We start from the raw sequence: 12,804 nt of genomic DNA, 5'->3' as shown, positions 1-12,804 counted from the left end.
GGGGAGACCGCGCCATGTCGCGCACACGCTCTGTCGCCGGCCCCAGGCCCGCGATCAACCGCCGTACCGTCCTCGCCGCCGCCGGCGCGACAGCCGCCTCCGCAGGCGTCGGCTTCGCCCTGCGGCCCACCGACAGCCAGGCAGCCACCACGGGCGCCCACGAAGTGATCGTGGCCCACTCGCGCCAGGCCGAGGCCGCACCCCTCGCGCCGTACACCAAGGGCACCACCCTCGCCACGGTCGCCGCCCCGCGCAACAGCTCCGGCTACCGCCGCCTCGGCGACGGACCCGGCTGGAGCCGCGTGGTGCGAAGCGAACTCGCCGCCCCCAAGGCGGGGCGCGCCGGCCGCCGTACGACGCTCGCCGCGTTCGTGCAGCTCACGGACATGCACCTGTGCGACTCCCAGCACCCGCTGCGCCTGGAGTACCTGCGCTCCACCGACAAGGACACCTGGCGTCCGCACGAGGCGCTGTCCGTGCAGGGCGCCGTCTCGCTGGTCGAGCGGATCAACGCGCTGCGCGGCGCCCCGGTCACCGGTTCGCCGCTGCACTTCGCCATGACCACCGGCGACAACACGGACAACAACGCCAGGACCGAGCTGGACTGGTATCTGTCCGTCATGAGCGGCGGCCGGATCACCCCCAACTCCGGTGATCCGCGGCACTACGAGGGCGTCCAGAACAGCGGCCTCAAGCTGTACTGGCAGCCCGACTCGGCCGTCCGCGACGGCGACAAGCAGCTCGGCTTCCCGCACCTGAAGGGCTACCTGGCGGCCGCGATCCGCGAGGTCCGCAGCCCCGGCCTGAACCTGCCCTGGTACTCCACCGTCGGCAACCACGACGCCCTGCCGCTGGGCTGCTACGGCCACGGCGACTCCTGGCTCGCCGAGTACGCCGTCGGCGGCAAGAAGCTGATGACCCTGTCCGCGTCCGAGGCGAAGAAGCTGCGGGACACCATCCGGGGCGGCCGGGACCCGCAGGGGACCGCGTTCCGGGACCTGCTGAAGGCACACGCGCGCAGCATGCGTTCCGTCACGCCGGACGAGAGGCGCGCCCCCTTCACCCCGGCCGACTACATCAAGGCCCACCTGGACCCGGCCCACCGCGGCCTCGGTCCCGTCGGTCACGGCTACTCCACCGCCAACCTCGACGCGGGCACCCAGTACTACACCTTCCGCATCTCCGACGACGTCATCGGCATCAGCATCGACACCACCGACCCCGGCGGCCACTACAACGGGTCCATCGGCACGGCCCAGTTGAAGTGGCTGGACCAGCAGCTGCGGGACAACAAGGACGCGCACGCCGTCGTCTTCAGCCACCACACCAGCCAGTCGATGTCGAACACGGCCGTGGTGGACCCCGCCCACCCCAACGAGCGCCGGCACAACGGTGACGAGCTGGTCGCCCTGCTGGGCAGCCACGCCAACGTCCTGGCCTGGGTGAACGGCCACATCCACCGCAACTACGTCATTCCGCACAAGGGGTCCGCCGGCCGCTCCTTCTGGGAGATCTCCACGGCCTCCCACGTGGACTACCCGCAGCTGGCCCGGATCATCGAGATCGCCGACAACAAGGACGGCACGATCTCCCTGTTCACCACGCTCGTCGAGTCGGCGGCCCCGCACCGCACCAGCTTCTCCGACCTCAGCCAGACCGGGCTCGCCGCCCTGTACCGCGAGCTCTCCTTCAACGCTCCCAACCGCAGCACGATCCTGGGCGGCGACCCGGGCGACCGGAACACCGAGCTGGTGCTGAAGAAGGGCTGACACCCACGGCCCGGCTAGCGGCTCGCCGCGATCGCCGCGCGCAGGTGTCGTACGGCCTCCTCCACCATGCCGTCAGCGAGGTTGCCGTAGCCGAGGACCAGGCCGTGGTCGGCGTGGTCCTCGGTGGCGTGGTAGGCGGCGAGGTCGGCGACCAGGAGGGAGCGGGCCGCGGCCGCAGTGACCACGGTGCGGGTGTCCACGTCGGAGGGCAGCCGGAGGATGAGGTGGAGGCCGGCCGCGACGCCGGACACCGGCGCGTCCGGCAGCTGCTCGGTGAGCGCCCGCACCAGGGCGTCCCGCCGCTCTCGGTACCGCTTGCGGCAGGCGCGCAGATGACGGTCGTAGGCGCCGGACTCCAGCAGGTCGGCGAAGGCCAGTTGGTCGAGGGGCGGGGGCTGGGCCGCCGTCTGGTCGGCCAGGTGCAGCGCGCGGGTCCAGCGTGGCGGCGCCACCAGCCAGCCGATGCCGAGCGCCGGGGACAGGATCTTGCTGAGCGACTTGAACAGGACGACCCGGGACGGGTCCATGCCCTGCAGCGCCGCGACCGGCCGCCGGTCGTAGCGGAACTCGGCGTCGTAGTCGTCCTCGAGTACGACGCCGTCGACGTCGACTGCCCAGCGAAGCAGGGCAGCGCGGCGCTCGGGGGCCAGCACCGTGCCCAGCGGGAACTGGTGCGCGGGGGAGGCGAGGACGGCCCGCAGTCCCGGGTGCCCGGCGAGGTCGTCGACGCGCAGGCCGCCCGCGTCGACCCGTACCGGCACCGGCCGCAGACCCGCCGCGCTCACCACCTCACGCAGCCGCGTCCAGCCGGGCTCCTCGCAGCCGACCGCGGTGACGCCCTCGGCGCGCAGCACCCGGCACAGCCGCCGCACCCCGTCGGTCACGCTCGTGCACACCGTGACGTCCTCGGGGGAGGCGGACACCCCGCGGGAGCGGTTCAGGTACGCGGCGAGCAGGCGCCGCAGGCGGGGATGGCCGCCGGGCGGCGGATAGCCGAGCTCCGTGAAGGCCACGGTCGCCGCCTGCGCGCGGACGGCCTCGGCCCAGCGGCGGCGCGGGAACGCCCGTAGGTCCGGCAGGCCCGGGGCGAGGTCGAAGCGGGCGGCGGTGGCCGGGCGGGACGGGCTGCGGGCCCCTTCGTCCTCGTCCGCCGGGTTCGACCAGCGCACGCGGGTCGCGGAACCGGTCCGCGCCTCCAGATACCCCTCGGCGACGAGCTGCCCGTACGCCTCCGTCACCGCCCAGCGCGAGACGCCGAGGTCGGCGGCGAGCTGCCGGCTGGGCGGCAGGGCGGTACCGACCTCGATCCGCCCCGACCGGATCGCCGTCCGCAGGGCGCGCTTGACCCGCTCGTGCAGCGGTCCGGTGCCGTCCCCGCCGAGCCGGAGCAGCAGATCGCCCGTCAGCCCGGCCGGATTGGTCTGTGTTTCCCGCATGCCATTGGACGGTAGCAGCGGGCCGTTTCTCCCTACCGTCGAACCATGGCAGACCTCAGGCGCTCCCGACCGACCCCACCCCACCAACTGCTCTCCGCCGTGTTCGAGGACTGGTCCACGAAGGCCGGCGTCTTCTCGGCTCTCCCCGACGCACCGGTCGTCCCCCCGGCCGAGAACCGGCCGAAAAACACCCAACCGTCCCGCGCCCCGTCAACCACCACAGCACCAGCCGTGTCCGTCTCTGCAGAACCGGTGTTGGTGACAAGGGGGAAGACATGCGTGTACGGACGATCCTGGTGGCGACGACGGCTCTGGCTCTGACGGCCGTCCTGGCCGGCCCCGCCGTGGCGGCATCGCCCGCCACCGACCACGCGGCGACCCGTGCGGCCGTGGAGGCGGCCGTACGGGACGGGGTCCCGGGCGTCACGGTGACGGCGAGGGACGCGCACGGCACCTGGTCGACGACGGCCGGAGTGGGCGACATCCGCACGGACAGGCCGCGTTCGGCGCACGACCGCTACCGCGTCGGCAGCGTCACCAAGACCTTCGTGGCGACGGTGATGCTCCAACTGGAGGCCGAGGGCAGGCTGTCACTGGACGACACGGTGGAGAAGTGGCTGCCGGGCGTGGTCCACGGCCACGGCCACGACGGCAGCCGCATCACACTGCGCCGACTCCTCAACCACACCAGCGGTATCTTCAATTACACCGAGGACGACCATTTCCTCAACGCGTACTTCGTGAAGGACGGCTTCTTCAAACACCGTTACGACCCCAAAACGCCCGAAGATCTCCTCGCGATGGCGATGTCCCACCGGCCGAACTTCGAACCGGGCACGTCCTGGAGCTACTCGAACACGAACTATCTCGTCGCGGCGCTGGTGATCGAGAAAGTCACGGGACATTCTTACGGTCAGGAAATCCACGACCGGATCATCGCCCCGCTCCACCTGACCGCCACCTCGGTCCCCGGCACCCGAACCACCGTCCCGCGGCCCAGCAGCCGCGCCTACTCGAAGTTCTCCGGGTCGGCCACGGACCCGTCCTACGACGTCACCTACCTCAACCCCGCCATCGCCTACGGCTCGGGCGAGATGATCTCCGACTCGGCCGACCTCGGCCGCTTCTACCGGGCCCTGCTGACCGGACGTCTCCTCCCGCCCCAGCAACTGAAGGAGATGAAGACGACGGTCCAGGTCGCGGACCACGCCCGCTACGGCCTCGGCCTGATGGACCGCACCCTCTCCTGCGGCGTCCACGTGTGGGGCCACGACGGCGGAATCCTCGGCTCCGTCACCGAGGCGGTGACGACGGCCGACGGCAGCCATTCCCTCGCCTTCAACCTCAACGGCGACTGGGTGGGGGACACCGACACGGTGATCGAGGCCGAGTTCTGCGGCAGGTGATCGCCCGTTCACAAAGCCCGGTAAAAAACGCCGGGTGTAATCGACAGGACTCCGACACGAAGCGCTCCGTTAATCCGTACGCAATATTCATGCCGCCTCATATCGGCTAACCCGCACTTCACGGGGATGGCTCGATTTCTCACAAGGCGGGTGGTCGTGTGCGTGCGAGGCGCGGACTGCACGTGCTCTCGGTCTACGAGGGTTTCTTCTCCGGCGGCGCCCGGATCGTTCACACGGACGTCGTCCTCGGCCTTCAGGAAGGTGACCAGCACCATCGCGTCCTGAGCCTGCACGGCGAGGTGCACCGCGAGGCCACCCGCCAGCGCATGGAGGACGACGCCTGCTACCGGTCGCTGACGGCGGCGGGCGTCGGCGTCACCTCGCTGGGCCGCAGCTTCGGACCGGGCGGCGCCGGCACCGATCCGGCCGTCTTCACCGGGCCGGAACTGGCCGATACGGCACGGGCGACGGCGGACGCGGACGTGATCCTCTCCCTGAAGGAGCAGCCCCTGCGCCTCCTCAATCAGGCAGGCCTGCCCCGCCGCCCCGTCGTCGTCTGTCTGCACCGCTCCGACCCGGAGAACCAGGGCGCGGCCCTCGACGAACTGAAGGCCGCCATCGCCGACGGGACGGTCGTCGCGTGCGTGTGCTGCGCGGAGTCGACGCGGGCGGCGTACGAGGCGGCGGGCGTGCCGGGGGAACTGCTGCACGTCATCCCGAACGGCGTGGACCTCCTCCGCTTCCGCCCCGACCCGGCCCGCAGACTCGCCCTGAGAACCGCCCTCGGCATCCCCTCCACCGCCCCCGTGGTGGTCTTCGCCGCCCGCTACGACGCCATGAAGAACGTCCCGCTGTTCCTGCGGGCGGCACGGCAGTGGCTGGCGCGGGAGCCCGAGGGGCACGTCCTGATGTGCGGCGCGGGCATGACACCGGTCAACCTCGGCCTCGACGCGGACATCGCGCTCGCCTTCGACGAGGCGCGGGGCCTGACCGACAGACTGCGCCTGCTGGGCGTCCGGCACGACATGGAGCAGGTGTACGCCGCCGCGGACGTGGTCGCCCTCACCTCCTCCTGGGGCGAGGCGGCCCCCCTCTGCCTCGTCGAGGGCATGATGTGCGGCGCCGTACCGGTCGCGACGGACGTCGGCGACAGCGCGGCGATCGTGGCGGGCCACGGCTTCGTCACCCCACCGGACCCGGTGGCGATCGCGTCGGCCTGGACCGAGGCGGCCACCGCCCGCCCCGACCTCGCCCCGGCCCTGACAGCCAGTCGCGAACGCTTCAGCCGCACCCGCATGATCGCGGCCTACGCCGCCCTGATCGACGGCGTCCACCTGAGGGCGACGATGCCACCGGCACTGCCTGATCCGCTGTGAGACGTCGCTCCGGCCCACCCAGGCATGACGAGGAGGGGCCGCCCCCGTCAAGTCGGCGGCCCCTCCTCTCCCCTCCTGGTGCTCAGGGCCTGCCCGGCGGATCATGTCGGCGTCGCGGGGGCTGTGGCACGCTCCCCCAGAGGGGGTGCCCCCAGCGGCGTTGTCGTCGGTTGCCGACTCCCCCACGCTCGAACAGCCTCGCGCGGGGGACCCCCATCGCGTCGACGCCCTCCTCCGCCTTGCAGTTGCACGCCCCAGACCCCGCTCGGGTCGGCCAAGCCGCGACGTGCCTCCAGGCCGACCTGATCCACCGGGCAGGCCCTGCCCCGGTCCGTCACTACCGGGGCAGCACCACGACGTAGGCGGCCGGGTCGCGGTCGGCGGAGGCCATCAGGGCCGTGCGGACCACCGTCGCCTGTTGGTCCATCGCTTCGCGGAGCTTCTTCGGGGTGATGTGGACGACCGTGATGCCGAGGCGTTCCAGGGTCTCCCGCTTGCGGGCGTACTCGGACCACATCGCGTCCTCGTCCTGGCGGGGGGCGCGGGTGTCCAGTTCCACCGCGACCGCCTGCTCCGGCCAGTAGGCGTCCAGGCCGCCGAGGTGCGGGCCGCCGGGCAGCCGCAGGTCGACGTTCCAGACCGGGTCGGGCAGGCCGTGCTCTCGGACCATGCGGTAGAGGCGGTCCTCGGCGATCGCCCGGCCCTCGGCGAGCAGCGAGTCCACCGCGTCGACCACGTGCGGCCGGCTCAGCAGCTTCGCGTTGGTCAACTCCCTCACCACCGAGGCCGGTTCGCAGTGGCCGCCGCGGACCGCCTCGGTCAGCAGCCGTCGTACGGCACCGGCGTCCGCCAGTTCGGACACCGCGTCGGCCAGGGCGCGCGGGACCGGGGCGAGGGGAACTCCCGTGACGTGCCGGGGAGTCGGCAGGGACGGCGTGCGGACGATCCTCGCGCAGCCCGCCGAACGCAGGCGGCGCAACCGCGGGACCAGGACGTCGATCTTCTCGATCGACAGCAGCGGGGGCGCGGAGGTGAAGCCGTGCAGGGTCAGGGCCGCCAGGCCCGTGATCATCGCCTCCGCGTACACCGGGTGCGGGGACACGGCGCTCGGCTGGGCCGGCACCGCGGGGCCGGCCGACTCGCGGGCCGCGTACATCAGCACCGCGTGCAGCCGCTCCTCGCTGGTCGGCGCGCCCGGGTGGAGCAGGAAGACTCCGGGGAGGATCTGCTGCCAGGGGCCACCGGCGCGGCACTGCTCGGCCATCTCCGCCGAGGGGACGCCGTGCGCGCGCAGCTGGGCCGTCGTCATGACCCGGCGATGCACCTCGGACAGGTGGCGCACGGGGCGGGGGGAGGCCGGGGGGAGCGGGGAGCGCTGGGTGTCGTGGTTCATGACTCGGGGTTTCCCGCGCCCGAACCGCCCTTTAACCGCTGTTACACGTCCGTCGACGAATACGGACAAGGCGGCACTAAAGGACGGGTGTTCGGGTGCCGATGGGGCACCGAAACCCCTGGTCCACATGGGTGGGGCCAGGGGTTACGGGTGTGATGGAACGTATTCCGTAACGGTCACCGCCGGCTTAGCCGTTGGCCACAGCTTGGGCTCGGAGCGCCCGTGCGAGATCGTCCCGGGCCTCCAGCACCAGCCGGCGCAGCGCGGGCGCCGCCCCCTCGTGCGCCGCGAGCCACGCGTCGGTCGCCTCCAGCGTCCCCGGCGAGTCCTGCAGCGCCGGGAACAGGCCCCGCACCACGTCCATGCCGATCTGGATGGACCGTTCCTCCCAGACCCGCTCGATCGCCGCGAAGTACTTCGGCGCGTACGGCGCGAGCAGCTCCCGCTGCGAGGGCTGTGCGAAGCCCGCGATCGTCGCCTCCACCAGCGCGTTGGACAGCGCGTCCGACTCCACCAGCTGGGCCCACGCCTGCGCCTTGACCGCCTCGGACGGCCGCGCGGCCAGGCACCTGACCTGGTGGCGCTTGCCGGAGGCGGTGTCGTCGCGGGCCAGTTCGGCGGCCAGCACCGCCTCGTCCGCGACCCCGTGCGCGGCCAGCGGCTCCAGGAACGTCCAGCGCAGCTCCTGGTCGACCTCGAGCCCCTCGACCTTCTCCGTGCCCTCCAGCAGCCCCCGCAGCAGCCGCAGCTCCTCCGGAGCGGACGCCACCGTCGCGAAGAACCGCGCCCACGCCAACTGGGGCTCACTGCCCGGCTCGGCCGCCCGCAGCTCGCGCAGGGCGCCCTCCGCCAGCAGCCGCCCGCCGGTCTCCCGCCATGCCGGTGCCACGTAGTGGACCAGCGCGGAGTCGGCCCACGCGTGCAGCATCTGCAGGACGCCGATGTCGGACTCGCGCCCCGCGAAGCGCAGCACGATCTCCACGAACTCCCGGGCCGGCAGCAGCGCGTCCCGGGTCATGTTCCACAGCGCCGACCAGCACAGGGCCCGCGCCAGCGGGTCGGTCATCGAGCCCAGGTGCTCGCGCAGGGCGGCCAGCGAGGTCTCGTCGAAGCGGATCTTGCAGTATGTGAGGTCGTCGTCGTTGACCAGCACCAGCTCGGGCGCCTCGGCACCGGCCAGCTCACCCACGACCGTCCGCGCCCCGTCGACGTCCACCTCGGCCCGCGCGTACCGCGCGAGCGCGCCCTCGGGGCTGCGCCGGTACAGGCCCACCGCCACCCGGTGCGGCCGCAGCTCCGGGTGCGACTCCGCGGCCTCCTGCACGACGGCCAGCTCGTCGACGCGTCCGTCCGCGTCCAACAGCACCTGCGGGGTGAGGGAGTTGACCCCGGCCGTCTGCAGCCAGGACCGCGCCCAGCTGCCCATGTCCCGGCCGCTGGTCTCCTCCAGTACCGACAGCAGATCACCGAGGCGCGTGTTGCCGTACGCGTTCCGCTTGAAGTAGCGGCGGGCGCCCTCCAGGAACGCGTCCTGGCCGACGTACGCGACCAGCTGCTTGAGGACGGAGGCGCCCTTGGCGTAGGTGATGCCGTCGAAATTGAGCTTGGCGTCCTGCAGGTCGCGGATGTCGGCCGTGATCGGGTGGGTGGAGGGCAGCTGGTCCGCGCGGTAGGCCCAGGCCTTGCGGCGGTTGGCGAAGGTGATCCAGCCGTCCTCGAAGCGGGTCGCGCCGACCAGCGCGAAGGCGCCCATGAAGTCCGAGAAGGACTCCTTCAGCCACAGGTCGTCCCACCACTCCATGGTGACCAGGTCGCCGAACCACATGTGCGCCATCTCGTGCAGGATCACGTTGGCCCGGCTCTCGTACGAGGCCTTGGTGACCTTGCCCCGGAAGATGAACTCCTCGCGGAAGGTCACCAGGCCCGGGTTCTCCATCGCGCCCAGGTTGTACTCCGGCACGAACGCCTGGTCGTACTTCCCGAAGGGGTACGGGTAGTCCACGTGGTCGTGGAAGAAGTCGAGGCCCTGCTTGGTGACCAGGAAGACGTCGTCGGAGTCGAAGTAGGGGGCCAGTCCCTTGCGGCACAGGGCGCCGAGGGGGATCTCCAGCGTCGTACCGTCCGCGAAGGTGCGGGAGTAGGAGTCGGTGGTGTAGTGGTACGGGCCCGCCACCACGCAGGTGATGTACGTCGAGATCGGCTTGGTCTCCGCGAACCGCCACACCCCGTCGGTCTGTTCGCCGACGCCGTTGCTCCACACCGTCCAGCCCTCCGGCGCGCGCACCTCGAAGCGGAACGGGGCCTTGAGGTCGGGCTGCTCGAAGTTCGCGAAGACGCGGCGGGAGTCGGCCGGCTCGTACTGGGTGTAGAGGTAGATCTCGCCGTCCTCGGGGTCGACGAAGCGGTGCAGGCCCTCGCCGGTGCGGGAGTAGGCGCACTGGGCGTCGACCACCAGCTCGTTCTCGCCCGCCAGGTCGTCGAGGAGGATGCGGGAGCCGTCGAAGACCTGGCCCGGGTCGAGGTCCTTGCCGTTGAGCGAGACGGAGGTCACACTCGGCGCGATCAGGTCGGCGAAGCTCGACGCGCCGGGCTCGTTGCAGCGGAAGCGGATCGTGGTGACCGAGCGGAAGGTGCGCGGACCCTCCCCGGTCTCGTCGCCCACCGCCGAACGCAGGTCGAGCGACACCTCGTACCCGTCGACGGACAGCAGCGCGGCCCGCTCCCGGGCCTCGTCACGGGTCAGATTCTCACCGGGCACGGGCGGCACTCCCTCGGCAGCTGTTCGGCATGTGGACAGGGCTGATCCTGCCATGCGCCCCTGACAGCGGGCAGCAGGGAATGAGGGCGGCCGACCGGGAATGGGGACGGCGACGCCCGGTGTTGGTGGTTGAAAAGAGCACTTTTCCTAGGAGAGCCATGTCCGAGACCTCGACGAGCACCGCCAAGACCCCCGTCGACTTCTGGTTCGACCCGCTGTGTCCCTGGGCGTGGATGACCTCCCGCTGGGTGCTGGAGGTGCAGAAGGTCCGGGACATCGACATCCGCTGGCACATCATGAGCCTGGCGGTGCTCAACGAGGACCGGATCGACGAGCTGCCCGAGGAGTACCGGGAGATGCTCGCGACCAAGGCGTGGAAGCCGGTGAAGGTGGTCACCGCCGCCTGGCAGAAGCACGGCCAGGACGTCGTCGGCCCGCTCTACACCGCGCTCGGCACCCGCTTCCACAACAACGGCGAGGGCCCGACCGTCGAGGCCATCGCCGCCGCCCTCGAGGAGGTCGGGCTGCCCGCCGACCTGATCGAGTACGCGGACCAGGAGGACTTCGAGTTCGAGGCCGAGCTGCGCGCCTCCCACAAGGAGGGCATCGAGAAGGTCGGCCAGGAGGTCGGCACCCCGGTCATCGCCGTGCCCGGCGCCGACGGCGAGCAGATCGCCTTCTTCGGCCCGGTCGTCACCCCCGCCCCCAAGGGCGAGGAAGCGGCCAGGCTCTGGGACGGCACCCTCGCCGTCGCCTCGGTCCCGGGCTTCTACGAGATCAAGCGCACCCGGACCAAGGGGCCGGACTTCAGCAACCTGTAGGTCACTCGGGGGCGGCGGCCTCCTCGTCCTTCTTCTCCCGGAACTTCTCGGGGAGGACGCCGCCGTCGTCCTTCCGGAAGTAGGGCTGGTACCAGAGACAGCCCTTGGCGGTGCAGCGCCAGAGGTCGTGCACGTAGTGGCGGGGACCCTTCTCCTCGCGGACCGCGGCCCTCTCCGCGTCGTTGAGCTTCCGGAAGTCCTGTCTGCTCCTGCAGGTCGGGCACATCCGGCTCGTCGTCATGAACCCCTCCTCGCGTTCACCGCCGGGCGTCGGCCGACGTGCGTGCCCGCGCCAGGCGGTCCAGATGGTCCGCGTAGGCCTCCGCGTAGTACGCCGCCCGTGTCGCGTCAGGTTCCACCACTGATGTCGGTTTCGTCCATACCCTCGCGTCCAGCGGGACCCCGTACCGCTCCGCCGCAGCCAACACCGCGCCCCGCGCGCCCACTTCGCCCTCGACGACCCGCAGCGGGCGCCCCAGGACGTCCGCCAGCAGCCGCATCCACGCGGGGCTGCGGGTGCCGCCCCCGCAGACGGCGAGGGTGCCGGTGAGGCCGGCCGCCTGCAGACAGTGGCGGGCCGCGTAGCCGATGCCCTCACAGGTGGCGCGGACCAGGTCGGCCTTCGTGGACTCCAGGCTGACGCCGGTGAGTTCGGCACGCAGCCGGGGCTCGACAAAGGGGGCGCGCTCTCCGGAGGGGGCGAAGTACGGCAGGACGCGGACGCCGTTCGCGCCGGGCGGGGTGTCCGCGAGCAGGGCGTCGACCTCCTCGTGCCGGACGCCGGTCGTCGACAGCACCCAGTCCAGCGCCGCCGTGCCGACCATCGCCGGCATGGCGCGCAGCCAGTGCCCCGGACGGTCGGTGGAGATGTACAGGCCGGCCGGCTCGCCGGTCAGGTCCAGGTCGGTCGTCGCGACGAGGCTCGCGAGGCAGGTGCCGACGATCAGCAGACCGTCGCCGGGCGCGGTGACGCCCGCGCCGAGGGCACAGGACGGCAGGTCGTACGGCCCGTTCGCCAGCCGGGTGCCGGCCGGCAGGCCCTCGCCGAGCGCCTCCGCGATGGCGATCGGGTCGCCGACCGGGGCGAGGAGACCACGGCGGTGCGCAAGGCCGAGGAGTTCGACGACCCGGTTGTCGTACGTCCGGGTCCGCGGGTCGAGGAACGGCATCGACGCGTCCGACACGTCCGTCGTCACCGGGGCGCCGGTCAGGCGCCGGAACACCATGTCCTTGCAGTACACGGCGGTGGCCGCGGCGTCCAGGGACCGCGGTTCGTACCGGTCGAACCAGGCCAGCAGCGGGCCCGGACAGCCCGGGAACATGGCGCTCCCGGTCCGGCGGAAGACGGCCTCGAAGGTGCCGTCCGCCAGCCACTTGTCGAGGAGTTCGTGCGCCCGTCCGTCCATCCAGGAGGCCGCGGGCCGCACCGGCCGCCCCTCCTTGTCGACCAGCCACACCCCGTCCCCCTGCCCGGTGAGCCCCGCGAGCTCGACGGGTCCGGCGACCCGCGAGGTCAGCGCCTCGAGGACGGCGACGACGGCCCCGTACACCTCCTCCATGTCCTGCTCGACCACGCCCCCACGCAGGGAGAGCCCGACCGGCCGCGCCTCGACGGCCAACTCCCGCCCCTCTTCGTCGAACGCGGCGGCCTTCACCATGGACGTGCCCACGTCGATCCCGACGTACATCGCTCTCCTCCTTTGGCTTCGTTCGCCTCCGGGGGCGCTTGGTGCCGGTGTCGAGAGGCCGGGGGGGGGGGGGGGGTGGGGGCCCCGCCCCCGACCCCCCCCGCGCACCCCCCCCCCCCCCCCCCCCCAGCCCCGCCCCCGGGGGGGGGGGCGGGGG

The 12,804-nt window shown here is 72.1% G+C and carries 9 protein-coding genes; 4 read left to right on the top strand and 5 right to left on the bottom strand.

Annotation, left to right across the window (positions count from 1 at the left end):
- The first annotated feature begins 14 nt into the window (after window positions 1-14).
- Window positions 15-1,769, top strand: coding sequence for a TIGR03767 family metallophosphoesterase (locus ACIRVK_RS15330; RefSeq protein ID WP_404247017.1), 1,755 nt, complete (start codon window positions 15-17; stop codon window positions 1,767-1,769).
- Window positions 1,770-1,783: 14 nt separating this feature from the next.
- Here the strand turns inward: ACIRVK_RS15330 and ACIRVK_RS15325 are convergent, their stop codons facing one another.
- Window positions 1,784-3,205 (bottom strand): PLP-dependent aminotransferase family protein, encoded by a 1,422-nt coding sequence (locus ACIRVK_RS15325; protein WP_404247015.1) that lies wholly within the window; start codon window positions 3,203-3,205, stop codon window positions 1,784-1,786.
- Between the two features lie 275 nt (window positions 3,206-3,480).
- On the opposite strand from ACIRVK_RS15325, the gene ACIRVK_RS15320 reads away from it, so the two are divergent.
- Together ACIRVK_RS15320 and ACIRVK_RS15315 are read left to right on the top strand one after the other, a co-directional pair.
- Window positions 3,481-4,611, top strand: coding sequence for a serine hydrolase domain-containing protein (locus tag ACIRVK_RS15320; protein ID WP_404247013.1), 1,131 nt, complete (start codon window positions 3,481-3,483; stop codon window positions 4,609-4,611).
- A gap of 182 nt (window positions 4,612-4,793) precedes the next feature.
- Window positions 4,794-5,987, top strand: a complete 1,194-nt coding sequence (locus ACIRVK_RS15315) for a glycosyltransferase (protein ID WP_404247124.1) — start codon at window positions 4,794-4,796, stop codon at window positions 5,985-5,987.
- Between the two features lie 337 nt (window positions 5,988-6,324).
- Here the strand turns inward: ACIRVK_RS15315 and ACIRVK_RS15310 are convergent, their stop codons facing one another.
- Complete coding sequence (locus tag ACIRVK_RS15310) at window positions 6,325-7,380, bottom strand: hypothetical protein (RefSeq protein WP_404247011.1); 1,056 nt, start codon at window positions 7,378-7,380, stop codon at window positions 6,325-6,327.
- A gap of 187 nt (window positions 7,381-7,567) precedes the next feature.
- Entirely contained in the window at window positions 7,568-10,138 is a 2,571-nt protein-coding gene (gene pepN, locus ACIRVK_RS15305) for an aminopeptidase N (protein WP_404247009.1), read from the bottom strand.
- 158 nt (window positions 10,139-10,296) lie between these two features.
- Here pepN and ACIRVK_RS15300 point away from each other — a divergent pair, with 158 nt between their 5' ends.
- The gene (locus tag ACIRVK_RS15300; RefSeq protein ID WP_404247008.1) at window positions 10,297-10,959 is read left to right on the top strand and encodes a DsbA family protein; all 663 of its coding nucleotides are present in this window, start codon (window positions 10,297-10,299) and stop codon (window positions 10,957-10,959) included.
- 1 nt (window position 10,960) lies between these two features.
- On the opposite strand, the gene ACIRVK_RS15295 is transcribed toward ACIRVK_RS15300, so the two are convergent.
- Both ACIRVK_RS15295 and ACIRVK_RS15290 read right to left on the bottom strand, forming a co-directional pair.
- A complete protein-coding gene (locus tag ACIRVK_RS15295; RefSeq protein ID WP_404247006.1) occupies window positions 10,961-11,200 on the bottom strand; it encodes a hypothetical protein in 240 nt (79 codons plus the stop codon).
- A 16-nt stretch (window positions 11,201-11,216) separates the two neighbouring features.
- Window positions 11,217-12,647 (bottom strand): FGGY family carbohydrate kinase, encoded by a 1,431-nt coding sequence (locus ACIRVK_RS15290; protein ID WP_404247004.1) that lies wholly within the window; start codon window positions 12,645-12,647, stop codon window positions 11,217-11,219.
- Between the last annotated feature and the right edge of the window lie 157 nt (window positions 12,648-12,804).

This window comes from Streptomyces sp. NPDC101152, assembly GCF_044768275.1.
Classification (GTDB): Bacteria; Actinomycetota; Actinomycetes; order Streptomycetales; family Streptomycetaceae; genus Streptomyces.
Note: the sequence above shows the minus strand (reverse complement) of the source record. Positions and strands in the feature narration are given on the sequence as shown.

Coding starts and splice junctions, on each gene's coding strand:
- ACIRVK_RS15330 (WP_404247017.1), top strand. CDS start 15: ATGTCGCGCACACGCTCTGTCGCCGGCCCCAGGCCCGCGATCAACCGC.
- ACIRVK_RS15325 (WP_404247015.1), bottom strand. CDS start 3,205: ATGCGGGAAACACAGACCAATCCGGCCGGGCTGACGGGCGATCTGCTG.
- ACIRVK_RS15320 (WP_404247013.1), top strand. CDS start 3,481: ATGCGTGTACGGACGATCCTGGTGGCGACGACGGCTCTGGCTCTGACG.
- ACIRVK_RS15310 (WP_404247011.1), bottom strand. CDS start 7,380: ATGAACCACGACACCCAGCGCTCCCCGCTCCCCCCGGCCTCCCCCCGC.
- ACIRVK_RS15300 (WP_404247008.1), top strand. CDS start 10,297: ATGTCCGAGACCTCGACGAGCACCGCCAAGACCCCCGTCGACTTCTGG.
- ACIRVK_RS15295 (WP_404247006.1), bottom strand. CDS start 11,200: ATGACGACGAGCCGGATGTGCCCGACCTGCAGGAGCAGACAGGACTTC.
- ACIRVK_RS15290 (WP_404247004.1), bottom strand. CDS start 12,647: ATGTACGTCGGGATCGACGTGGGCACGTCCATGGTGAAGGCCGCCGCG.